At 36.9% G+C, this 23,855-nt stretch carries 28 protein-coding genes and 1 riboswitch; of the genes, 10 read left to right on the forward strand and 18 right to left on the reverse strand.

Annotation, left to right across the window (positions count from 1 at the left end; genetic code table 11):
• Positions 1-4: 4 nt before the first annotated feature.
• From ACIQXF_RS11560 to ACIQXF_RS11590, 7 genes are all read right to left on the reverse strand, one after another.
• Positions 5-898: an ABC transporter ATP-binding protein gene (locus tag ACIQXF_RS11560; protein ID WP_402782963.1), complete on the reverse strand. Its 894-nt coding sequence runs from the start codon at positions 896-898 to the stop codon at positions 5-7.
• Positions 899-912: 14 nt separating this feature from the next.
• Positions 913-2,055, reverse strand: coding sequence for an acyl-CoA dehydrogenase family protein (locus tag ACIQXF_RS11565; RefSeq protein ID WP_402782965.1), 1,143 nt, complete (start codon positions 2,053-2,055; stop codon positions 913-915).
• 17 nt (positions 2,056-2,072) lie between these two features.
• Complete coding sequence (locus tag ACIQXF_RS11570; RefSeq protein ID WP_402782967.1) at positions 2,073-2,660, reverse strand: ECF transporter S component; 588 nt, start codon at positions 2,658-2,660, stop codon at positions 2,073-2,075.
• A 188-nt stretch (positions 2,661-2,848) separates the two neighbouring features.
• Complete coding sequence (locus tag ACIQXF_RS11575) at positions 2,849-3,022, reverse strand: YezD family protein (RefSeq protein WP_402782969.1); 174 nt, start codon at positions 3,020-3,022, stop codon at positions 2,849-2,851.
• 71 nt (positions 3,023-3,093) lie between these two features.
• A riboswitch (SAM riboswitch) is annotated at positions 3,094-3,190 on the reverse strand.
• Between the two features lie 262 nt (positions 3,191-3,452).
• The gene (locus ACIQXF_RS11580; RefSeq protein WP_402782971.1) at positions 3,453-4,178 is read right to left on the reverse strand and encodes a DUF418 domain-containing protein; all 726 of its coding nucleotides are present in this window, start codon (positions 4,176-4,178) and stop codon (positions 3,453-3,455) included.
• 275 nt (positions 4,179-4,453) lie between these two features.
• Positions 4,454-5,128 carry a phosphopantothenoylcysteine decarboxylase domain-containing protein gene (locus ACIQXF_RS11585; protein ID WP_402782973.1) on the reverse strand — a complete coding sequence of 225 codons (675 nt, stop codon included), beginning with the start codon at positions 5,126-5,128 and terminating at the stop codon, positions 4,454-4,456.
• A 211-nt stretch (positions 5,129-5,339) separates the two neighbouring features.
• Positions 5,340-6,215 (reverse strand): LysR family transcriptional regulator, encoded by an 876-nt coding sequence (locus tag ACIQXF_RS11590; RefSeq protein ID WP_402782975.1) that lies wholly within the window; start codon positions 6,213-6,215, stop codon positions 5,340-5,342.
• 134 nt (positions 6,216-6,349) lie between these two features.
• Here ACIQXF_RS11590 and ACIQXF_RS11595 point away from each other — a divergent pair, with 134 nt between their 5' ends.
• Positions 6,350-7,249, forward strand: coding sequence for a DMT family transporter (locus ACIQXF_RS11595; RefSeq protein ID WP_402782976.1), 900 nt, complete (start codon positions 6,350-6,352; stop codon positions 7,247-7,249).
• Positions 7,250-7,322: 73 nt separating this feature from the next.
• On the opposite strand, the gene ACIQXF_RS11600 is transcribed toward ACIQXF_RS11595, so the two are convergent.
• Positions 7,323-7,763, reverse strand: a complete 441-nt coding sequence (locus ACIQXF_RS11600; protein WP_402783035.1) for a Dps family protein — start codon at positions 7,761-7,763, stop codon at positions 7,323-7,325.
• Positions 7,764-8,036: 273 nt separating this feature from the next.
• Here ACIQXF_RS11600 and pepF point away from each other — a divergent pair, with 273 nt between their 5' ends.
• Together pepF and ACIQXF_RS11610 are read left to right on the forward strand one after the other, a co-directional pair.
• Entirely contained in the window at positions 8,037-9,851 is a 1,815-nt protein-coding gene (gene pepF / locus ACIQXF_RS11605) for an oligoendopeptidase F (RefSeq protein ID WP_402782978.1), read from the forward strand.
• 230 nt (positions 9,852-10,081) lie between these two features.
• Complete coding sequence (locus tag ACIQXF_RS11610) at positions 10,082-11,065, forward strand: SEC-C domain-containing protein (RefSeq protein ID WP_402782980.1); 984 nt, start codon at positions 10,082-10,084, stop codon at positions 11,063-11,065.
• 244 nt (positions 11,066-11,309) lie between these two features.
• On the opposite strand, the gene ACIQXF_RS11615 is transcribed toward ACIQXF_RS11610, so the two are convergent.
• Positions 11,310-11,501 carry a zinc-finger domain-containing protein gene (locus tag ACIQXF_RS11615; protein WP_053482386.1) on the reverse strand — a complete coding sequence of 64 codons (192 nt, stop codon included), beginning with the start codon at positions 11,499-11,501 and terminating at the stop codon, positions 11,310-11,312.
• Between the two features lie 197 nt (positions 11,502-11,698).
• Between ACIQXF_RS11615 and ACIQXF_RS11620 the strand changes: the two genes are divergently transcribed.
• The 4 genes from ACIQXF_RS11620 to ACIQXF_RS11635 all read left to right on the forward strand — a co-directional run bounded on the left by ACIQXF_RS11620 (position 11,699) and on the right by ACIQXF_RS11635 (position 14,841).
• A complete protein-coding gene (locus tag ACIQXF_RS11620) occupies positions 11,699-12,091 on the forward strand; it encodes a ribonuclease HI family protein (RefSeq protein WP_402782982.1) in 393 nt (130 codons plus the stop codon).
• A 460-nt stretch (positions 12,092-12,551) separates the two neighbouring features.
• Positions 12,552-13,364, forward strand: coding sequence for a transporter substrate-binding domain-containing protein (locus tag ACIQXF_RS11625; protein WP_402782984.1), 813 nt, complete (start codon positions 12,552-12,554; stop codon positions 13,362-13,364).
• Between the two features lie 66 nt (positions 13,365-13,430).
• Positions 13,431-14,087: an amino acid ABC transporter permease gene (locus ACIQXF_RS11630; protein WP_402782986.1), complete on the forward strand. Its 657-nt coding sequence runs from the start codon at positions 13,431-13,433 to the stop codon at positions 14,085-14,087.
• Positions 14,088-14,097: 10 nt separating this feature from the next.
• Positions 14,098-14,841 (forward strand): amino acid ABC transporter ATP-binding protein, encoded by a 744-nt coding sequence (locus ACIQXF_RS11635; protein ID WP_402782988.1) that lies wholly within the window; start codon positions 14,098-14,100, stop codon positions 14,839-14,841.
• 124 nt (positions 14,842-14,965) lie between these two features.
• Here ACIQXF_RS11635 and ACIQXF_RS11640 read toward each other — a convergent pair whose 3' ends face one another.
• Entirely contained in the window at positions 14,966-15,199 is a 234-nt protein-coding gene (locus tag ACIQXF_RS11640; protein ID WP_402783037.1) for a DUF4362 domain-containing protein, read from the reverse strand.
• Between the two features lie 376 nt (positions 15,200-15,575).
• Here ACIQXF_RS11640 and ACIQXF_RS11645 point away from each other — a divergent pair, with 376 nt between their 5' ends.
• On the forward strand, positions 15,576-16,193 hold the full coding sequence (locus ACIQXF_RS11645; protein ID WP_402782990.1) for a C40 family peptidase: 618 nt from the start codon (positions 15,576-15,578) through the stop codon (positions 16,191-16,193).
• Positions 16,194-16,233: 40 nt separating this feature from the next.
• Here ACIQXF_RS11645 and ACIQXF_RS11650 read toward each other — a convergent pair whose 3' ends face one another.
• Positions 16,234-17,430, reverse strand: a complete 1,197-nt coding sequence (locus tag ACIQXF_RS11650; RefSeq protein WP_402782992.1) for an MFS transporter — start codon at positions 17,428-17,430, stop codon at positions 16,234-16,236.
• A 5-nt stretch (positions 17,431-17,435) separates the two neighbouring features.
• On the reverse strand, positions 17,436-17,834 hold the full coding sequence (locus tag ACIQXF_RS11655; protein ID WP_402782994.1) for a MarR family winged helix-turn-helix transcriptional regulator: 399 nt from the start codon (positions 17,832-17,834) through the stop codon (positions 17,436-17,438).
• A 191-nt stretch (positions 17,835-18,025) separates the two neighbouring features.
• Between ACIQXF_RS11655 and ACIQXF_RS11660 the strand changes: the two genes are divergently transcribed.
• Entirely contained in the window at positions 18,026-18,580 is a 555-nt protein-coding gene (locus ACIQXF_RS11660) for a DJ-1/PfpI family protein (RefSeq protein WP_402782996.1), read from the forward strand.
• Between the two features lie 38 nt (positions 18,581-18,618).
• On the opposite strand, the gene ACIQXF_RS11665 is transcribed toward ACIQXF_RS11660, so the two are convergent.
• From ACIQXF_RS11665 to ACIQXF_RS11685, 5 genes are all read right to left on the reverse strand, one after another.
• Positions 18,619-18,945, reverse strand: coding sequence for a DUF3889 domain-containing protein (locus ACIQXF_RS11665; protein ID WP_402782998.1), 327 nt, complete (start codon positions 18,943-18,945; stop codon positions 18,619-18,621).
• Between the two features lie 106 nt (positions 18,946-19,051).
• A complete protein-coding gene (locus ACIQXF_RS11670; RefSeq protein ID WP_402783000.1) occupies positions 19,052-19,183 on the reverse strand; it encodes a hypothetical protein in 132 nt (43 codons plus the stop codon).
• A gap of 23 nt (positions 19,184-19,206) precedes the next feature.
• Positions 19,207-19,443: a hypothetical protein gene (locus tag ACIQXF_RS11675; RefSeq protein WP_402783002.1), complete on the reverse strand. Its 237-nt coding sequence runs from the start codon at positions 19,441-19,443 to the stop codon at positions 19,207-19,209.
• Between the two features lie 283 nt (positions 19,444-19,726).
• Positions 19,727-20,563: a type II pantothenate kinase gene (gene coaW / locus ACIQXF_RS11680; RefSeq protein ID WP_402783004.1), complete on the reverse strand. Its 837-nt coding sequence runs from the start codon at positions 20,561-20,563 to the stop codon at positions 19,727-19,729.
• A gap of 440 nt (positions 20,564-21,003) precedes the next feature.
• Positions 21,004-21,738, reverse strand: coding sequence for an SDR family NAD(P)-dependent oxidoreductase (locus ACIQXF_RS11685; protein WP_402783006.1), 735 nt, complete (start codon positions 21,736-21,738; stop codon positions 21,004-21,006).
• 219 nt (positions 21,739-21,957) lie between these two features.
• Here ACIQXF_RS11685 and ACIQXF_RS11690 point away from each other — a divergent pair, with 219 nt between their 5' ends.
• Positions 21,958-22,779, forward strand: coding sequence for a squalene/phytoene synthase family protein (locus tag ACIQXF_RS11690; protein ID WP_402783008.1), 822 nt, complete (start codon positions 21,958-21,960; stop codon positions 22,777-22,779).
• A gap of 129 nt (positions 22,780-22,908) precedes the next feature.
• Here ACIQXF_RS11690 and ACIQXF_RS11695 read toward each other — a convergent pair whose 3' ends face one another.
• Positions 22,909-23,820, reverse strand: coding sequence for a DMT family transporter (locus ACIQXF_RS11695; RefSeq protein WP_402783010.1), 912 nt, complete (start codon positions 23,818-23,820; stop codon positions 22,909-22,911).
• Positions 23,821-23,855: the final 35 nt, after the last annotated feature.

Consider the following 23,855-nt stretch of genomic DNA (forward strand, 5'->3'; position numbering starts at 1 on the left):
CTCCTTAAATCCCTGCGCCATCCGCTGTCACAAGTGATGTTTCTTCAATTTGATTGAGTATCTCTTTATTCATTACTTCATATACATTGTCTCTGAACGTTAAAAACTCCTCACTTTCAAATAGTTTTTTACGATTTGTCGTTTTCCGTTTAAACGGTACATCTAAACTAGTCGTCACAGCCCCTTTTTTGCCAAGACCAAACATGATAATGCGATCTGCCAAATAGATTGCTTCATCAGCATCATGTGTCACAAAAACAATGGTGCGTTTTTGTTCCCGACTAATTTGGAGCATTAAATCTTGTAGTTGAATGCGAGTAATCGGATCAAGTGCTCCGAATGGTTCATCCATTAGTAGTAAATCAGATCCGTAAGCCAATGCACGGGCTATGGCTGCACGTTGCTTCATCCCTCCAGACATTTGACCAGGATATTTTGTAATGGCATGGCCTAGATTGACAAGCTTCAAATAATCTTCTGCAAGCTGTTGTAATGCTTGTTTCTTTTTCGTTTTCCCAAGCTTTTGTTTTAATGCAAGCACGATATTGCTGCGTGCCGTTAACCAAGGAAACAATGAATAATCTTGAAATACTACGCCGCAATCTGGCGCCTGTATTTGTAGCGACACATCATCAATCGTAATATCTCCAGCGTTTGGTTGCTCGAGTCCTGCAAGCAAACGAAGAAAGGTACTTTTTCCACAACCACTCGGGCCCATTAGAACGAGAAATTCACCTTCCTGCACATTTATCGAAATGTCGTTTAAAATGCAGACATCTTGATAATCGAAATGAATGTTTTTCGCCTCTATTTTATTTTTTGTTGTTGGCGCAAGTACCTTAATCGCCTCCTCCAAGTCATTATTGTTATGCTCCTCTTCACGCTCTAATAGCACCATGATATTCACCCCTTTTAACGTTGTAAGACACGTCTTCCTAATTCTTGTATAGTCGTATCTACTGGCACATGTAGCGTCATCGTCCGTAAATTACGCCAGTAGCGATCAAAGCCGTAACGATTTGCTGTAGCACGACTTTCCATCACCTCGAACATACGAGAGGTAACATCTAACCCTATTCTTGTCGTCACAATTTTCGCAACATTCGTGACATCGTCTAACGCTTCACGTTCTGCTAGCGTAATGTTACTTCCTTTTAGCCAAAGCTTTTGGAACAATTCATCTGAGCGTTCCACCACTAATTTGGCCGCCTCTACTTGAGCAAAAAATTCACCAAAATGTTTTTGAATAATTGGATCCTCTGTTGCTGAAGTGTAGAGCGGTGAACGCGCTCTCGTTTCAGTTTGTGTGTAATTTCTTGCTGCTTCAAATGCGCCTTCTACAATACCTAAATACAGATGATTTAAGATAAAGCTTGAAATATTTAAACGAAGGCGAGAAAACTCATTGCGATTAAAGCCATTCTCCAGTACTTCATTAAGTTCCACACGTACCGCATGAAATTCGACTGTCCCACTATCTGTCTGACGTTGACCAAAATTATCCCAATCCTCTTTCACTTCTATACCTATTCGTTTAGTAGGTATTATAGCCAACAATGGCTCTTCCCGCCCTTCTAACAGCGCTGATACTAATAAATAATCCGAATCTACACTACCTGAGCAGAATGTTTTCTTACCTTCAAAAATGTAATGATTATCCTGCTTCGTTGCCGTTAACTTAATATCAATTGGGTTAAAGGCATTACCCCAAAATAAATTTCGTTGTACGGTTTCCGTATAATAACGCACTTTTTGTTCTTCACTCCCACATAAATGTGGCGTCGTTAAATTGACAAAATGATAACCAAAAACATGTGCTAGCGAGCTATCTACTCTAGCAAAAATACGCACAACCTGTAGGACCTCAAGCCAATTACCTCCTAAACCACCATATTCAGTCGGAATTAAAAGCTTTAAAAGTCCACTTTCTCGTATTAAATCTCGCTCATTTTTAGCATTCCCCCCTGTTTGATCTCGCGTGATGGCTGTTTCCTTAAATTTCTCTGCAAGCGAAGTTGCGATTTCTTCAATCTTTTTAACTGTTTTTGTCGTCATTATTATTCCTCCTGTTTTTAATATGTACGATTATATTTCAAACGTTGCTGGGCCATCCAAGCTCGAATATTTCGGAATACTATCATTGTTACAATCATGACAATGACACCTTTCACTAGATTGAATGGTAAAATCCCTAAAACAATCATATCTTTTAAAGCATCCCCCTTCACAGGTTCCATTCCTAAAAACAAGGTGTACATCGGTAGGAAAAGCACATAATTCAGAAGGCTCATACCAACTGCCATCGAAACTGTACCTGCAAGCAATCCAATGATAAGCCCCTTCCCACTTTGTATTTTTGAATAGAAGAAATACACCGGGATGATGAATAACACACCTGTTGTAAAGTTGGCCAAATGGCCTACCGGTACACCAGTCATGCTTCCTGACAATAACCAATCCAATATATTTTTTAATAGCTCCACTAAAATTCCTGCAACTGGTCCCATCGTCATTGCTGCTAATAAGGCTGGCACATCACTAAAATCTACCTGTAAGAAACTAGGGAACGGTGGTAACGGAAAATTAAATAACATCAGCACAATTGATATACTACTCAGTACACCAATATTTATGAAATACCTTAATCTCAAACTGTTCACTCCTTTTTAAATCGCTGCTAATTAAGAAAAAACTTCAATCAAATGGGTATTCATCATACCTAAGGATCCAACGTTGAACCAATCGGGCTTTTACGATCAGTTCAATGCCTGACCGTTCATGCGGGATCAAAAAAAGACCACATATAAGCGAAGGAAAGATTCCTGCTTATGATGTGGCCTCCAGATTTCTAGTCAGCTGCGATTATTCGTTTTTTTTGTGGAAATCTTTGCTTTTCAAGTCGATTAATTTGCACAATAACACCATCTTGAATGGTGATTTGCACCTCGCCAAATTGTAGATTTTGAATAGCATTGGCAATCACTTCTAATTTCTTGTCATCAATCTTTGCTGTTTGAGACATTCGATACACCCCTTCTTTTTCATACTTTTTTGTACAAAAGAGGTCAACGCATCATGATGATTCGATGGACCCGCTTATCTGTCAGTAAACTCTGCTGAGTTTGGCACCGATTCACATCAGTAGCCGAGGCTTTATTGGGCGAAGTCCCTTCACCTCTCTTGATAAGGCATTACGTTTCTTGGAAATAATTCTATAATTCTGAAAACCTATTGTCAACATAAATATTAGAAAACCTAGACGAATACTATGAAATTAAGCGAAATGGTGCATTTTGTCAGTAAAAGGTGCTCGAAACTTATGAAGAAAGCCTATTCTATTTTGTGTGATGTACAACTGTCATTGTTGCATGTGAATGAAAATGCAGTTACTTGTTCTACTAAAAATCGCTGATAGTATCGCGTCAATCACCGATTAAACGCAGTCACCTTTTCTACTTTGATATTTTTCGCATCATAAGCTCAATGGGGCCTCTACGATATTTTCGTCTCCAGCGCACAGAGAATAGCATACTGCCGATGAAAAAAAGACATGCGTATAGCAGTGAAAAAGCTAATGTTTGATTGTCGAGTCTGTCAAACACTATTAAAATGCCAATACCAATAAAGACATGGCTTACATAATGCGTCAATGTCAATTGACCTGTATTTATAATGGCACGTACAAGCCCATGTTCGGCAAATTTTTCGGCAATATATATGGAGCCTACAATAACAATCAGTGCCGTTGCGGTATTTGAAACGATGTAGAAAATATTAGGGGGAATTGGACCCGTTTCAAAAAGGAACCACGCGCTATCTGCATCTAGAACTGACTTGGTTGTTACATTCATCAGTACTTTAGACATGAATTCAGTTAAAACCGTTATAGAAAGACCAGCGACCAACAATCTTTTTCTTACGGTATCATTGGTTAAATCTAACCGTCCTAAAATTAGGCCGATGAAAAAGAAACAAATCCACGGCAATACAGGGTGATAGCCGTTGAAGAACAAGTTTCTCAAAAAGCCTTCTACTGTCCAAAAATCAAGATATTCTAAAAAGAAATGTTGTGGATCCCAACCTGCCATATAGTTGAAGATTACTTGAAGTGTTTGCGTGATCATTAACAGCACACTTGTTAATGGATTTTCATACCAATTTAAAAAAACTTCATCCATTAGCTAAGGTACAGGTCATTCAAAATGGGCATCATTAGTTACCTTACCCTTAACACACAGCAAAAATAAAAGAATGCCTACAATATTCGTTTTACGGTTCGATGATTGTCTTATTTAAAAGTAATATTAAACAACTTTTTGAATTTTTCTTAAATACCTGATATCCATGTAAAAAAACTGTGTAGACGCACTTTCCGTCTGCACAGTTTTTTTGCATGCATAAATTGAATGATTTTCTTCATCGTTGATAGACATCGCACTCGTATAAGAGAGATTTAATGTTTTTGTAAGCATTCCATTAATGCTTTGGCCGTTTGTTCTTTGCCCATCACCTTAATGGGTTGTCCTTCAGCTGGTACAATCCAATGTGGTTCGTCTTCACCATATAAGGACTGCGAGCTATTCGCTACCATAAACTGTGCATTTGCAGAGTCCATACGCAAGCGTGCACGTGCCAGTAAGAAATCTACATCACTTGTTGCTTCTAGTTTAAAGCCAATAAGGGTCACATTAGGCTGCCAGTCCTTTATTTGTCCAAGGATTTTTGGCGCTTTTTTAAAGTGGATAATCGGTGGCTCGTCTGAAGGCATTTTCCCCGCTTCCTCCATTAAGTTCCCTGATTGGTCATACACCTTGTCAATCACCCAATCGGAGCCAGCCGCTGCCATAATCACAATATCCACTTTTTCCTCTTGGACAGCTTGACGAACCTTATTTCCTAAATCTTCAATACCCTCAAATGGTACCGTACGCATTTTATCTTGCGATGTAGGAAGTTGCGCGAAATAGCCATGCATATACAATACATCGGCTCCAGCGGCAAGTGCTGCTTCAGCTAAATAGCATCCCATACTGCCCTTCGACAAATTCGTATGCCCTCGTACTCGATCCCATTTCTCAAGTGTTCCCCCACTTGTTATGAGTACAGTTTTCCCTTGTAATGTCCCCATTCACTCACCTTTTTCTTATCAATTACGCCTCAGCGGCATTTGCGTCCGGATTTTGAATTGTGCTTAGATTAGCGTGGATGCGACGAAGTTAACGAACATCTTAACTTAACGCCATTCAAACCAGAGGCTTTATCATTCAATAGTTGTTTGGACCGCTACTGAATGAAGATAAATATACATGTCCTATTTTAACGTAAAACGACAAAATAACCTATTTCTTATTTTGTTTGTTCAACCAAGTACTTAAAATTTCCGCAAATTTCTTGGTCACTGGTGAAGCATGATGTTTCATAGCAAGTCCAATGGTACGATATCCCCCTTGCTTTAACGGAATAGCTTTTAAAGTAGCCGGTAAACGATTAATAACTAATCGCGGTAAAATACTAATGCCTAAATGATGTGAAATCATCGAAAAAATGCCCACCTCTTCCGATAATTCAAAGCGAATATTGGGCTTCACATGGTACTGCTCCAAAATTACCCTAACGTCATTCGTACCACGATAAGACGTCAGGATAAACGGCATATCCTCCAGTTCAACAATATCAATCTCTGTTCGTTCATAGAGTGGACTTTTCTCGGAGACAATACATAAAAGCGGGTCCTGTTGTAGCTCGATAAACTGATATTGCTCAGATTTTTGGCCATTTAAAAATCCTGCATCAACCTCTCCACTTTGAAGCCATTGTTCAATTTCATAATAATCACCTTCGCGCAGCTCTACTTGAATACCAGGAAATTGATTGTCCATAATACGTACGATTTCTGGCATCCAATTTGAAGAAATACTTGAAATAACACCGATTCGTACTTTCCCCCGCGTTACACCATGGATATGCGCTGCTTCCTGTTGCAATAATTCTTCAGCGTCTAGTACATGACGCATGGCCCGAAGCATCGTGTGCCCTTCACTCGTTAAGGACACACCTGCCCGGCTTCGGTGAATCAGCGCAAAGCCAAATTCCTTCTCTAAGCTCGATACAGCATGACTTACTGCCGATTGAGTTAAACCCAATGCATCTGCTGCCTTTGTAAAACTTTCGAGCTCAGCAACCTTATTTAAAACTTCATATTTCACTAAACTCATTTGCTTTTCCCTCGATATACATGAATTTTTTTAATATTAATCATTATAAACATTCGTTTTACTAATCACAATACAAGATATATAGTAATTTTTAGTATAAAACTGTTTTAGTACACAGATTGTAGGTGAGCATCATGAGTATCCAAGGAAAAGCAAATTTATTGATGGTAATTGTGACAATGTTTTGGGGATTGTCTTATACATTTATGGTAATGGGTCTTGAAACATTGGCGGTCTTTAATGTGGTGGCATTACGCTGTATTATCGCATTTTTCGCAGCAGGTATCATCTTTTATAAACGCATGATTAAGGTCGATACAAAGACTTTAAAATATGCAGCAATTCAAGGGTTATTGTTATTCACAGTATTCGTCCTTAGCTTATTCGGTCTAGAAACAACTTCTGTATCTAATGCTGGATTTATTTTAAGTCTAACTGTTGTCTTAGTACCTATTTTCAGTAGTTTTGTTGAAAGAAAATTGCCTTCAAGAGCAGTTAGTTTTGCGATTGTTTGCACAATGATTGGAATTACAGTGTTAACAGCTCAAGGCTCATTTACCTTCCAAAAGGGCGATATTTTAATAGCCATTGCTGCCCTATGTTATTCGATTTATTTATTGTTAAACAGCACCTTTACTCGAAGCGTTGAATCGATTTCCTACGGCATTTACCAACTCGGCTTTGCTGGACTTTATGCACTAATATTAACAGTACTATTTGAATCACCAACACTTCCAAATACAACTGCTTCATGGATTGCTATTTTAGGACTTGGTATCATTTGTAGTGCATTTTGCTTCGTAGGTCAAACTGTTGCACAACAGTACACTTCTGCTACACATACTGGCCTAATTTTTTCTTTAGAACCAATTTTTGCAGCTATGTTTGCTATGATGTTTATCGGTGAAGGAATCACGATAAAACTACTAGTTGGTGGTAGCTTTATTCTAATTGGTAATCTGGTTGCACAATTAGAGCATCTCCATGGATTACGCTTTATTAAAAAACATGAACATGAAAAAGCTGTACAGTAACCAAACTTAAACTAATATATAAACTAAACAAATAGGCAATGGGAGCTAGCTAAAAGATCCCATTGCCTATAATCTAATGCCCTAGAAAGGCCTTCAGCATCCAGGTATGCTTTTCGAGGGACTGATACATCGCATTAAGTAAATCCTCTGTTCGATCGTCCCCTTCTTCTGCCGCAAGCTCCATTGTTGAATTTAAAGCTTTCATCAGCTTTTGGAAATCTGAAATTGTTGTAGCCACCATTTCCTCTGTTGTCTCATTCCCTGCCGCCTCGTCTACATAAGATAGCTCTAAGTGCTCTTTTAACGTAGCGACAGGTTTTCCATCTTTAGAAAGTATACGCTCTGCTATTTCGTCTAGATTTAATGTGGTTTCATTATATAATTCTTCAAATTTTTCATGTAGTGTAAAGAAGGCATTCCCGGTTACATACCAATGATAATTATGCAATTTGGTATAAAGTACAGACCATGTTGCGACAAGTTTATTCAATTGTTTATTTAAGTTTTGTGTCATCATTTCTCCTCCAATGTCTCAATTGTTCTAGCCTTTAGTATGCGTTGCGATATATGTCCTATACATACATTTTTCCCAATGAACAAAATAATAAGCACCTTGATGATTGTAGTTCCCGGCGAAACTTCTTTCTCTTTGTCACTGGTGTTTTTACTAATCCACTCAAACCTTCCTCCATTTCTAAGAATAGTTAAACTATTCTCTATAATTATTTCACTTTCCGAAATAGTTTCGATATAATGGAAACACTTACTTGAAAAGGGGTGTTAATTAATGGAGGTTTTACCATTACGTAAAGATGTGTCGATAGAACAAACATGGGATCTAAAGGATTTACTTGAAAATGATGCGGATTTTGAGCCTGTTTTAGCTCAACTTGTGGAAAAAGCAGTGGATTTTGAACGTAAGTATCAAGGTACTATTACTGATGCCCAAAAGGTAATTGATGTTTTAACAGCTTTTGAAGCATTACAGGAGAGCATTGTTCCTATTGGTGCTTATGCAAGCTTAAATAATCAAGCTGATCATACAGATAACGTAGCTCAGATGCGTGCTGCAAAATTCGGTACAGCAGTCGGAAAAATAAGTAGTGCATTTTCTTTCGTACGCAGTGAATTACTAGTACTAGATGAATCTATTCTAGAGGAAGCTGCTAAATTAAGCCCTAATTACAAGGTCTATTTAGAGGAATTGTTAAAACAGAAGCCTCATCAGCTGCATCCAGAGGTTGAAAAAGCACTAGCTGCTTTTAGCTCAACTTTTGAGGCACCATATGAAACTTATAATACGACAAAGCTTGTAGATATGCACTTTGGAGAGTTTGAGGCTAATGGAGAAAAACACCCACTTAGCTTTGTATTATACGAAAATGACTGGGAGTTTGATGCTGATACGAAGGTACGCCGTGCTGCATTCCAAGCATTTTCGAATAAGTTGCGCGAATATCAGCACACAACTGCAAAAATATATAACACACATATTCAACAGGAAAAAACAATGGCTGATTTACGAGGTTTCGATTCTGTCATTGACTATTTATTATTTGATCAAGATGTTGATCGATCGCTTTATAATCGTCAAATAGATTTAATCACGAAAGAGCTTGCACCACATATGCGCCGCTACGCAAAACTAATTCAACAAGCAAATGGTATTGAAAAAATGACATTTGCCGACCTAAAAATTGCACTAGATCCAGACTACGATCCTAAAATAACGATGTCAGAAGCAAAGGATTATGTTGAAAAAGCGTTAGCCGTTATGGGCGAGGATTACAAAAATATGATTGAAAAGGCGTTTAACGAGCGCTGGATTGATTATGCGCCAAACAAAGGAAAATCGACTGGTGCATTTTGTTCAAGTCCTTATGGCAGCCATCCTTATATTTTAATGTCATGGAACGAGCGTATGAATGAGGTATTTACGCTTATTCATGAGCTAGGACATGCAGGTCATTTTGCGAATACACACGCCCATCAAACTTATTTTAACAGTCATCCATCGTTGTACTTTATAGAAGCACCATCAACAATGAATGAAATGTTACTTGCCAATTATTTATTAACACATAACGATGATCTACGCTTCAAACGTTGGGTAATTTCTAATATTGTTTCAAAAACGTATTATCATAACTTTGTCACACATTTATTAGAAGCCGCCTATCAACGCAAAGTATATGAATTAATCGACGCTGGAGAAGCTGTTAATGCTATGGTTTTAAATCAATTAAAACGCTCCGTGCTAGAAGATTTCTGGGGTGACACTGTTGATATCACTGAGGGAGCGGAGCTTACTTGGATGCGTCAGCCACACTATTATATGGGCTTATATCCATACACATATAGCGCTGGCTTAACGATTTCCACACAAGTATCTCAGCGTATTTTAAAAGAAGGTGACACGGCAGTGGATGAATGGTTGGCAGTTCTGCAAGCTGGTGGTACAAAATCGCCTGTAGAGCTTGCTCAAATGGCAGGTGTCGATGTTACAACAGACCAGCCACTTCGAGATACGATTGCTTATATCGGTCAACTTATTGATGAGCTTGAACGATTAACAACTGAAATGGAAGCTATCAATAGCTAAACAACACGAAAACCATCTATGCTTTTTTTTAAGCGTAGATGGTTTTCTTTTTTTTAGTTCTAAGTCGGAAAATACGTACATATACTAGAATCAGGGCGTCCCTCTACACTTTTTTGATATTTCTAAATAGACAATTATTTTTCTTCATACAAAAGTACCGTTATTATTAAGTGTACGCAATTTATTTAGCAAAATTCGACTAACAATTTTCAAAGGAAGTGTTTCTAATTATGGTAAAACGAAATGATCCATGCCCATGCGGTAGCGGCAAAAAATATAAAAAATGTTGTGAAGGTAAACAGCAGGTTTCAGTAGAAACTGTAGCAATCGAAGAATTAGAGCGTGTACTACAAACATTTTACTTAGAATATCCTGAACGCAAAGATGTTCGTGCCTATATCGAGCATGTAGGCACATGGCAGCCTAGATTAGAGAGCGTACTACAAAGAGAGCTAATTGAAGCGATCGCGTTAGACGACTTCTTCTTCCATCAAGAGCCATCTATTTGGAAAGGTTATTTGAAGAAAACGAAGAAAAAAACGGTACGACCATCTACATTAAAAGTGTTAGAAGGCTGGTCACAACCTAAGTTATTTATTGGTTCTGTGTCAGTTGTTGAAGAAAAATATTTTAAAGCGATACATGTGCTAACAAATGAAGAGATTTATATTCGTCGAGAAAATGACAAGCCAATTCCTGAAGGTATGCATGTTTTTGCCTTCATCTTACCAGATGGAACGAAAGAATCAGAGCAGTATTTAGCCGTTTCAACGCTTATCTTCTTCCCACATGACCATGCAAAAGTATTTGAGCAATTTAAAAATAACTTTGAGGCTTCAGACAAGAAGGTTGGAGCATACTTAAAAGAAGAGCATTTATCCTTCTGGGAATTACTTGTGTCCAATGGCTATCAAGGTGAGGAATTCACTAACTTTGAAAGCACAGTATTAACACAAGTGAAAGAATTCCTCGAGCAAAATGAGCGTGAGACAGCTCCTATGCTAGAACTTTTAGAGGATTATTTAATCGAAGGACAACCATCAGCGCGCAAAGAGGCTGCTATTGTTGCTGGTGCGATTCGATATGGCCAGGAAAAAGAGCTATTTGAGTCGCTATCAATGACCGTGAAAGAAATCGCCGCGACGTTTGATATTTCAGCTTCCTCTCTCACAAAATATTACCAAGATTTAAGTAATTACGCTGCAACTAAATAATGCTTCACAATCTAGAACTGCGCCGTACGCCCTAATTTAGAGCATGCGGCGCAGTTTGTTTTAATAGAAAAAGCTACTGTTGTCATAAAAAGAGCCGACAACAGTAGCTTTCTATGGTATTCAACCACGTATATTTATGCAATAATGAGACTTTTATCTATAAGCTACATTTTATGTTAAAACTGTCCATTTAGTACTTATGGTTGCTTTGCCATAAATGTTTAGACTCTCCATTTTGCGACCATTACTTACTATATACCTTTAAGAGCTCTTCCCCGAGAAATTGTAATCGCTCCCCCACTGAACAAGCTTCAATACAGAAACGATGAGCTCCAGGTTTACCACGTTCTTTACGTAGTTGCTTAATCACTAAGCAATCTGCGCAATACGTATCATGCAGTTCATCAATATCTTTCATAACCGTCACTTTATCCATGTTGAACTCTCGCTCCTTTCACGCCCAAATTTCACTTCTTTCTATTATGAAGTGAACATTTTGAACAAGCAACTATTTTGTTTATCCTCATATTTCTGCGGGTGTCCGAACACCTGCTGAAAGAAGTTAAACAAAATTGTCACCACTAAAACACTGTTGTTGTACAATTAAAATAAAAATCAAAAAGTAGGGATTTTATGTTAGAAGTATACATAGATGCTGCTAGTGCAGGAAATCCTGGCCCCAGTGGTATTGGAATATTTATTAAAGGAGAAGGCCATCATATACAAATCAGTGAGTATATAGGCCTTACCAATAACCACATTGCAGAATTTACCGCATTGGTTCGTGGTCTCGAAGAAGCACAAAAGTTAGGCTCAAATCTTGTCTCCGTGCGCTCTGATTCAAAAATTGTAGTAGCTTCCATGGAAAAAGAATATGTTAAAAATGAGGAATTTAAACCTTATCTTGAACAGGCACTGTCTCTTGCCACAAACTTCGATTTATTTTTCATCAAATGGGTACCCGATTCGCAAAATAAAGCTGCAGATGCACTAGCACGTAAGGCCATTCAAAAAGAAAAAAATTAAAACCATCTCTAGGGACTGATTCTTGCCTTCCAAACACGAATCAGTCCCTTTCCATTCAAACTGCCCCTTTTTCAGATACTTAATATCCCCCCAAATTTGATTTTTATCATCATCGTTTTTTACATAACTGAATCGATTTTATAATTCGTATTTTCATCAATAAATACGAACACATTAAAAAGATAAAAATATGAGTATTCGCATCATTACGCTACAGGCGGATGCTTTCCGCTCCATGAAATGTTCGTGATTTTCTCTAGAAAAACTATTTATGAAATTAACTAAAACTAGTACTTAAAAAAATGTTCCTCCGAAAACTTTAAAGTGTAGTGAATTTTCTCATTAGTTTAATAACGTTATTGACAATTTTAAAACAAGGTGATATTCTTTAACACATTAGTAGTTTAGCAAACGAAAGTATAACTAGTAATCTATCATGTATGTGAGGGGAAATTTAACAATGAAGCGTATATTTTCATTACTTTTCATGCTGGCAGCTGTGTTTGCTTTAGCAGCATGTGGAACTTCTGAAGAAAAATCGAATAGAACAGTTACTTCAACTGACTCAGACAAAGCAACTGACAAAGAAAAAATTATTATTGGTATTGATGATAAGTTTGCGCCAATGGGCTTCCGCGATGATAATAATGAAATCGTTGGCTTCGATATCGATTTAGCCCGTGCTGCAGCAGAACATATGGGCGTGGAAGCAGAATTCCAACCAATCGATTGGAAAACGAAAGAAGCTGAATTAATTAGTGGTCGTATCGACTTAATTTGGAATGGTTATACAATTACCGATGAACGTAAAGAAAAGGTTTTATTTACAAAGCCATACCTTGAAAACTCACAAGTTGTGATGACAAAAGCAGACTCGAAGATTGTTAAACTTGGTGAATTAGCGGGTAAAGAAGTTGGTATTCAATCGCTTTCATCAGCAGCGGACGCTTTAGACAGCAATCCAATTCACAAAGAAATAAAAACAATCACTGAATTTCCAGATAATGTTTTAGCATTAACTGATTTAAAAACAGGTCGTGTAGATGCTGTTGTTATCGATGCTGTTGTCGCTGAGTATTACATGACGAAAGAACCTAATACATTTAAATTATTAGATGAATCGCTTGCTCCTGAGCAGTATGGCATCGGTGTTAAACCTGGAAATGAAGCATTATTAGAAAAGCTACAAGCCGCTTTAGATAAAATGAATGAAGATGGCACAGCTGCAGAAATTTCTACAAAGTGGTTTGGCGAAGATAAAGTTTTAAAATAATAAATAGATATGAATCTTTAAGAGTTTCCTCGTGAAACTCTTAATCTTTTTGGAGGGAAAATAGTTATGGCGGACTACTGGCAAACGATGATTTTGCCGATGCTTGAAGGTGCAAAAATGACAGTTCTACTGTTTTTCATTGCCATTCTTGTATCGATTCCACTTGGTTTCTTACTTACATTATTAGCAAAAAGTCGTATTAAACCACTTTCTTGGCTTGCACATACGTATATTTACGTAATGCGTGGTACACCGCTATTACTACAGCTATTATTAATTTGCTTTGGTTTACCAATGATGCCCGTAATCGGTGAATACTTAGTACTTGATCGTTTTGTTGCGGCTTGCCTTGGCTTTATTTTAAATTATGCAGCATACTTTGCTGAGATTTTCCGCGGTGGCTTGTTAGCCATTGACAAAGGTCAGTATGAGGCAGCTCAAGTACTTGGTTTGTCAAAGTGGCAAACGACGACACGTATTATTTTGCCACAAATGTTTCGAGTAGCTTTACCAGCCTTATCCAATGAATCCGTAACATTAATTAAGGATACAGCACTTCTCTATGCAGTTGCTGTGCCAGAGCTACTTCACTTTGCACAAACCGCAGTTAATCGTGACTTTACAATTGTGCCATTCTTTATTGCTGGTGCTATTTACTTAATCATGACACTAGTCTTAACTGTGTTCTTTAAGTGGCTAGAAAAACGTTTTAAATTTGAATAGAGGTGACACTATGGCACTGATTGAAGTATCAAACTTGAAAAAGTCTTTCGGTGAATTAGAAGTACTTAAGCAAATTACATTTAATATAGAAAAAAATGATGTCGTAGCGGTTATCGGTCCTTCTGGATCAGGTAAGAGCACAATGCTTCGAAGCTTCATTCATTTAGAAGAAATAAATGGCGGTAGTATCTGTGTAGATGGTGATTACTTGGTGCAGGACGGAATTTACGCAAAACCTCAGGACATTAAAGCAATCACGGCGAAAATGGGTATGGTGTTTCAACACTTTAATCTTTTTCCACATTTAACCGTACAGCAAAACCTTGAAGTAGCTCCAAGCTTAATAAAAACAGAATCTCCTGATGCGATTGCCCATCGCTGTCAAGATCTACTTAAAAAAATTGGACTAGCTGATAAAGCAAATGCTTATCCTGCCAATCTTTCTGGTGGACAAAAGCAACGTGTTGCTATTGCACGTGCACTTATGATGAACCCACAAATCTTATTGTTTGATGAACCAACGTCTGCTCTTGATCCAGAGCTTACAGGAGAAGTTTTAAAAGTTATGAAGGACTTAGCCGAGGAACATATGACAATGGTAGTTGTCACACATGAAATGGGCTTTGCTCGCGAGGTAGCAAACAAGGTGGTGTTTATGGATGGAGGCGATATTATTGAGGCCAACCATCCTGAAGAATTCTTTACGAATCCACAAAATGAACGTACAAAGGCATTTTTACAAAAAAATTTATAATGCTTAATAGTTCAGATTATATGGAGAAAAACCAGAATAACACTTTTATTTATTAACAAAACAACACTCAAATTAGCAGTATAAGGGACACAAAAAAACGCTTGGCAAAAACCAAGCGTTTTAATTAATTATGTTTCAATTTATCTTTTTCTCCACGGATTACCTTCCCATCAAAATGCAAGTCTTGGAAAATGAGGTCTCCTTCGATTGTATAGCCTGTAACTCGTATTGTGTCTTCTTTTTTGTTAGATAGGTTATTTAAGAACTTTTCAAACCTCTCTAAATTAGCAACTTTTACCCAATAATCAATGTCACCTCTTATAATCGCTTCCTCAGAACTATAGTTCCACTTGAACAGCCAATAGTGCTAATTACAATCGAAAGAAAAATCAATATCAATAGGAATCTCTTCACTTCTTCCGCTCCAAACGGCTATTAGGTTCATTACCTTACGTCTTTAAATATACTACAAAATAAATTTTATCATAAATTCCCCATTTAATTTCCAAATTAAGTTTATGCCTCCACCACAACATCTACTATGCTTTTTGGTCTTAAAAGGGCATGTAAAAATCGAACTACTTAATGGTAGTTACTCTCCTTTTTTATCATATTATTCTAATATAATTTGTATCCTTAATGTTATTTTATCGACATATTACTGTAATATTTCAGTGATAATATCATTTATGTACCAAGTAATAAGCTTTTAAAGTTTTAGGAGGATACAAATTATGAAAAAGAATAAAAAGGTTGGATGGAGGTTGAAATTAGCTACATTAGCATTAAGTTCATCTGTACTTTTTTCAACATTTGACACTGCATCTGCGGCAACTTATACAGTAAAATCTGGTGATTCCCTATGGAAGATTGCCAATCAACAAGGTGTTTCTTTACAATCATTGATGAAATGGAATAGCCTATCTTCTTCCACAATTCATGTTGGTCAAAAGTTAAATCTTAATACTACGCAATCTTCTGCATCTAAGCCATCAAATACTAACCTTGTACAAATTGCAAAACAACAATTAGGTGTAAAATATACATTTGGTGGAGCTAAACCGAGCACTGGTTTCGATTGCTCAGGCTATATAACTTACGTTTTTAATAATGCTGGTATTTCGACAGCACGTAAATCGGCAGCAGGGTTTTACAATACAGCTAAAAAAGTAAGTACACCTAAAGTTGGAGATTTAGTATTTTTCGCAAATACATATAAAGCTGGTATCTCACATGTAGGCATTTATATTGGAAATAATCAAATGATTAATGCTAGTGGCAGTAAAGTTAATATTGCTAATGTCAATAGCGCTTATTGGAAGGGACATTTTGTGGGTTATGGTCGTTTATAGGAATAGGAAAAACCGTTGGGGTGCCCGCCCCAACGGTTTTTTATACGCTCTCCTGTGCTACTTTTTTCGATTTTATTTTGGCTAAACGCATTAAATATATAATGAAGACAACAACTAGTATACCTGCACCACTTAGATAAACAGCAGCATAACCCGCTTGCACTGCTACCATCCCTAATATATACGAACCGAGAGCAATCCCGATGTCAAACATCGTAAAATATGTTGCAGTTGCATAGCCACTACGTTGAAGTGCTACGGATTGAACTGCTAATGCTTGCAAACTTGTTGTCACGGCTCCGTAACCAAATCCAATAAAGATAGCTGAAAATAAAAATAATGATGGTCCTGAGACAAATGCGAGCATAACAAGCCCGATAGCAAAGAATAGAATACCAGGAAGTATGACAAATTGTGGCCCTCTTGTATCATAGAGCTTCCCTGTATAAGGTCGTGTAATTAGCATGGCTGCTGCAAACACGGCATAAAATAGACTCGCTACAGCCATGAGGTCCTTTTGTTGGGCGTATACTGATAAAAACGATAAAACACTCGCATATGAAAAGGCTACTAAACTAGCAATAGCCGCCACTGGAAGTGCTTTGCGTTCAAATAAATCATTAAATTTAAAAGTCAATTTGCCCTGATGAGCAGGCTTCGGTAAATCATCCGTATTCATCGTTACAGCTAAGATGCCCCCAGCTAATATACAAATACTCATCACAATGAATAATACATTAAAGCTACTATATTGAATAAGCAGTAACCCGATGAATGGTCCAATCACTACTGCTAAGTTAGTCGACATTGTGAAATAGCCTAGACCTGCACCTTTACGATTGGCTGGCACAATATCTGCAGCTAATGAGCCAGCTGCCGTTGTAATAATACTAAAGAAAATCCCTTGAATAAAACGTAGACCTAGTAAAAGTCCAAATGGATGAATAAATAAATATAAAACGGTACATAAAAAATAGCCTATAATCGAAATTACTAATAGCTTTTTCTTCCCAAAAACATCTAATAATTTACCTGAAAAAGGACGAACGATAATGGCGGATAATAAAAAACCTGACAGTAACAAACCTGCTTCCTTATCTGTCTGGTGTAGCTCTCCAATCGCGTAAAGCGGTAAAGTGGTTACAAGTCCATAAAAAACAAAAAACACCGATATATTTGTTAAAAAGAGACTAATAAATCGCTTCGTCCAGATTTTTGTGTTCCCCTCTTGTTGCATGTCAATCAACCTTTCATTTTTTCCAGTAGCATTATAAATTGCTGTTGTTCTTCAACAGTAAGTGAACCTACCATTTCTTCCTCAAAAGCTAAAATGGTTTTTGTAATAGCAGGCAATCGTTGCTCAGCCTCTGATGATAAGGTAACGATTTTTTCTCGTTTATCTTCACCATCTATTCTTTGTACCCACCCTAACGTTTCAAGTCTAGTAATTGCTCTTGTGATACTAGGTGCCTCAACATTTAAATACTTCCAGATTTGCGTTAATGTCATTGGACCGTTTGTATGTAAGCAAAATAAAATAGTCCATTGTGAACTATACAAATTATGCTGTTTCAGCACTTCATTTAAACAATTCGTTAAATAACGACTTTTTTGGAATAAAGCATGGAATATAGGATTCATGTTAACGATCTCCCGAAATTTATTTACCTAGCTAAATAAATACTATACGCTTCATTTTTTTCATTGTAAAGCAGGTTGTTTGAAATGATGATGAAGTACTGATTCTAGAGATTTTTAAAAATTTATGGAGGAAATTTTTTGAAAGTGTCGAATCTAGCTACTAGATTACAAGAAAAAAAGGAGATGAAATCATGGGGAAAAAGGTATTAATACTTGCAGGTGATGCAGTAGAGGCGTTGGAAATTTTTTATCCTTATTACCGTTGCTTAGAGGCAGGCTATGATGTGACAATTGCAGCACCATCAGCAAAGAAATTACAAACTGTATTACACGATTTTGTTGATGGGGTCGATACATACATCGAGCGCCCAGCATATGGCTTAGAAGCACATTCTTCCTTTGCAGACGTAGATCCAACACAATTTGACGGACTCATTATTCCTGGTGGCCGAGCGCCAGAATACATTCGTTTAAATGAGCACGTTCCAGCATTAGTGAGCCATTTCTTTGAAACAAATAAACCAATTGCCGCCGTATGTCACGCAGCCCAAATTTTCGCAACAATTCCTGAAGTACTAAAAGGACGTGAGCTAACAGCCTATATTGCCTGCAAGCCTGAAGTTCAAGTTGCAGGGGCTACGTATATTGATGCCACTCTTCATACAGATGGTAATTTAGTGAGCGGTCATGCATGGCCAGATTTACCTGGACTAATGCGTGAATTTATTCAAAAACTAGAAGATTAAAGAGGAAAGAGGATGTTTGTAATTGGGCATCCTCTTCTTTAAGATGTTTCTTGTAATTCAACATTTACCAACTTGTTTGTTTCAGTTATATATTTGATTTTTACATAAACACCGAATTCCTTATCACTTTGTTTTAACCAAAGCTTAAATTTTTCGATAGTTGAATCTTCAAATATCTCGCTTCCCTCATGTAAATAATCCAAAATTTTAGCTTGTGGATATTTGGTCTGTACCTCTTTTATCGCTACCTTTCCCCATTCCGCATAGGATGGTGCTTCCTGTTGAGCATATGCACTGATTGGTATAGGTAATGACGTGGCAAGAAATACAAGTAAAATCCCTATTGTTACATAAAATTTTCGCACTTGATGCACTCCTCTTTTTTGAATTTTTGTGCATAAAACTGTCAAACAAAGCAAAAAATAAGAGCTCCAAAAGTATTCAGAGATTACTTTTGAAGCAGTTTTTTTGTTATTGCTTCGGTTGTTGGGGATTATTATGAATAACTTGATTAAATTCTGCTGAGTATTCCTCACGATCATTTCTTTTATGTGTATCTTCTTTCTTTTTCTTTTTAAAGCTTGTTTTATTCTTTTTTGCCATTATTTAAACCTCCCATATTTCGGTTATTTGTTTTTATTGGACTGTTGATTTTTCTTATGGTTCGTTTTATTATCTTTATTTTTGGCTTTCGCATCAAATTCTGCAGCGAATTCTTCATTCAGATTGTCATTCGGGTTATTGTTATTACTATTTGATTCATCGAGGTCTATCTTTTTGTAGGTATCAAAAGGATTGTGCGTTCTAACATTCATTGTTTTATTGTTATTTTTGTTGTTCTTATTGTTGTTTCTATTGCCCACGGATGTTCACCTCCTACTTGTAATGTGCACAAGAGTGAAGGAATTATGCTTTGGAGAAAACTTCAATGGCAGAAGAAACATGTACATTTTTCTCATAGTAATTCTGGTAAAATTAATAAATACGCTTAATTTTATCTCAACATCTATATAATTCTGTTTATTGATACAAAAATAAAAGGGGTATAAAATGTGACGCAATTATGCCGTGGCATAATTGATCTATATTTCCGCAAAAAATGTACATCACCAATCAACATTAGTAATGTACATTTTTATTTGTCCTTTAGACAATTGTATATTCAGTTATATTTAGTAATGCTCCAACTGCCCCTGAAAAACCGTGGTCATCAATAAAGACAGGTGTATGTTTTTTCGTACGTGTATAATTAGCAATAACTTGTGCGAGATGTTCGTTATTACTTAAGGTTGAACCGATATAAACGATATGTTGAGCATTTTTTTCCTCAGCATATTGAATACTAAGCGTTGTAATAACCTCTCCTACAAGTCCTTGTACAGTGGCAATAATACCTTCAGCTGGATGTTTGACAAACTCTGTTATACCAACTTTTCCAAAATTACTGGCAGTCAGATGCCCATCAATAGGTGTATCCATTCCTTGATAAATATCCTTTACAAGTAAATCAATGTTCTCACGATTACCCTTAGTAGCCATTTCTCGTATTTCATTATAATCCGTAATGCCTGTTGTAAGCGCTGACAATCCGATCAATGTTCCACCGCCAACGCCTGTCCCACCAACACGAACATGCGTAGCACCTTCCATATAATGGATCGAGGTACCAGTACCAATATTAGTTATCATACTACGCTCAAAGAAGTATCCTTGTTTATGCAACATAAATCGAACACCCTTCAGTGTAGCTTCAAATTCTACTATATAATGAATCGATTTCATTGTTTTAATGACATCAAGTAATTGTTCCGTACGCCCCCCAGTAACACCGATATCCTCAATATCTGGATGATTAATAATCCAATTCTTTACAGCCAACAAATCATTTGACGGGAAAGTTGTTAACACAAGCTCATTATGCTCATCCAAATAAGCAACCTTTGTCAATGTGCCGCCTGCATCAATACCTATAGCCTTTGGCATAACATTCTCCTTTGACTTTATTCAGTACATTCTCTATTCGATGGTGAGATATATACTAGATTTTGCTTTTACTCAGGAGGCGTTTAGCTACCTACTGAATATAGTTCATGATTTCACAGATGTCGCGGATTTTACAAGGAGTTGTTGTGCCAAAATCCCGACGTATTGTATTTAAATACCGAAAGCAAATTGACAGGTACAATTACTTCGGAATGTAATTGCCTGTTTTCACTCTCCCTAAACTTTAACGCTGTTGAAATGAATGTGCAATAACTTAGCAAACTTTCATGAAAAAAAACTCTAAAAATATCAAAATTCTTCTATTATTCGCACGAGGAATAACGCATTTTTATACTTTATCATTATTCTACTAAAAAAACAAAAAAGTGAAAATGCACTGACATTCAATGCATTTCCACTTTGTAAATTAATTTCTATAATTAACGAGCTGAATAACCACCATCAATCACTAGTTCGCCACCAGTAATATAAGAAGCTTCATCTGATGCTAGGAACAGAATCGCGTTTGCTACTTCTTCTGGTTGACCCAGTCTGCCCATTGGTGTAGCTTGTACTAGCATATTCATCACTTCTTTTGCTTCGGACAATTGGGCTGTCATTGGTGTTTCAATAACCCCTGGGAAGACAGTATTAACACGGATATTATAAGCTCCTAATTCAGCAGCTGCTGCACGAGCAGTTGCACGTAATGATCCTTTAGATGCTGTATAAGCATTAAGACCCGAGCCAATTATTGCTGTGTAGGATGATGTATTAACAATTGAACCTTTCCCTGCTTCTTTCATATATTTTGACGCATGTTTAATACCTAAGAATGGACCGAATGCATTGATATTATGCATAATTGTCCAGTCTGCTTGTGAAATTTGATCGATAGCTTTTTCAGATGCGATACCAGCATTATTAATTAAAATATCAATACGACCATATTTATCAATAACTGCTTTCGTTACTTCTGCCCAGTTTTCATCCGAAGAAACATCTAATTTCATTCCCTCTACATGATCTAGTTCAGAAATCTTTGCAAGGTTTTCTTCGTTAATGTCAGCGGCAATAACTGTTGCCCCTTCTTTCGCAAACAACTTTGCCATCGATGCGCCCATACCAGATGCGCCACCTGTAATAATTGCAACTTTGTTATCTAAGCGTCCCATAAATAAAACTCCCTCTATGCTTTATTTTGTACTGCATAAATCTATACATTATTTTTAAGAAAAATAGTATAGAATTAAATAGTTTACGTTTAAACTTTATCATTTTTTTAAAGCATTTTCAAAGAATATGACTATAAGTTGAACAATCTGTTTTATCTTTCCCCACTTTTACGATACGATATACTATAGATGTGTGACCATTTGAACGGAGGAATATCAGTGAAAGATCAAAAAACACTTTATAAAGAAGCGATGCAAGTTTTAAAGGAAACGAGCCGCACTTTTTATATACCGATTACTTTTTTAAAAAATGATTTAAAAATGTCAGTAGCTGCTGCTTATTTAGCGATGCGTGCTATTGATGAAATTGAGGACCACGAAAAGCTTTCAAATGATGTGAAGTTTGATTTACTAACTGCGACAAGCGAATTATTAAAGGAAACATTTGATGCCGAAGCTTATGAAACATTATTAGCACCATATGCGGAGCAGTTGCCTGAAGTATCTCTTCGTTTAGCGGACTGGCTAACATTCTGCCCTGAAGGTTCACGTAAAATTATTCAAGCTTCAACAAGTGAAATGGCTTTTGGGATGGCAAAATGGGCAAATGCCAACTGGCAAGTTCATACGCGTGAGGATTTAGATGATTATACATATTACGTGGCAGGTCTTGTTGGGACAATGTTATCCGAGCTTTGGGCGTGGGGTGCAGACATTCAAACTGATCGTGAATTAGCTATTGGCTACGGCCGAGGTCTCCAAGCGGTCAATATTTTACGTAATCAGCATGAGGATTTAGATGAGCGCGGTGTAAGTTTCGTTCCTGATGGTTGGACACGCGCGGATTTATTTGCATACGCGGAGGAAAACCTTGCAAAAGCAGATCTTTATATGAAGGATATTAATAAACGCACGGTCCTATTATTCTGTCGTTTACCACTGGCTTTAGCCCATAAAACATTAAAGGCGATGCAAGAGGGGCGTGAAAAAATGACACGTTCAGAAGTAGAACAAACTGTAGAAGAAGTACAAGCTGACTAAAATGTTATTTTAACTTAAACCCTTGTAAGAGAAAATAACCGCTGCCTAGCAGACGAAGAACCAAATATAAATGCTTCAAACGGCTTGAGCCCTGTCTTCCGAGAGGGCTCAAGCCGTTTAATTGTTATTTCATACTTTCTTCGATTCCCTCTTACTCAATAACAAATTACTAAATGTTTTATAATTCGTTAAAAATACGCCACAAAGAACGATAATGGAGCCCACAAAAGAAATGGTATAAACAGACTCTTTTAAAAATAGATAACCAACTAGTAATGCTATCATTGGGGATACATAAGTCCATGTCGATGGTAGTACGGGTCCTGCTACTTTAACTAACCAATAATATATTCCTGATGCAATAATTGAGCCGAAAATAATTAGATATAATAACGCGGACAACCCTGTTATATTAAACCCCTTTAGTGAATGGTCCTCTATCAAAAAAGATAAAGTAAATAAAAATAGACTACCGAACAACATTTGAAATCCATTAAGTAAAGTTGCGGAATAACCTTTAATAAGTATTTTTTTTGATTTAACTGTTCCTACTCCATAAAAGAAGGTCGAAACAATAATTGCTATCGATCCTAAAAATTGAAAGTTAGATAGTTCAAATCCCTCTTTTATGTTTGGATATACAATAAATAAAACACCTAAAAATCCTAACCCCACCCCAAATGCTTCAATTAAACCTAATTTTTCTTTCTCAAAAATAAGGTTAGAAAGAATAACCATCAATGGTGTTGCAGCACCTAACAAAGCAGCAAAACTCGACGGAACATACTGTTGAGCCCAATAAAACCCACTGAATTCTATTCCTGTCATGCATAGTCCAATAAATGCTGCAGATAAATAGAAGGTCTTGTCCCTCGGAAATTTTACTTTTGTTAGAAATAAAAAGGCAAGAATAAGTATCCCAGCAGTACTAAATCTTAAACCAGCGTATAGAAAAGGAGAAAATCCTGCATGAAGCCCTAAAGTAATGCCTAAAAAAGTAGTCCCATAAATAAGGCACATAATTATATAAGCTAAAAACATAGTAGTTATTCCTTCTTCCTTCTGTCTTCTATTTT

This window comes from Lysinibacillus sp. NPDC097231, assembly GCF_044761885.1.
Classification (GTDB): Bacteria; Bacillota; Bacilli; order Bacillales_A; family Planococcaceae; genus Lysinibacillus.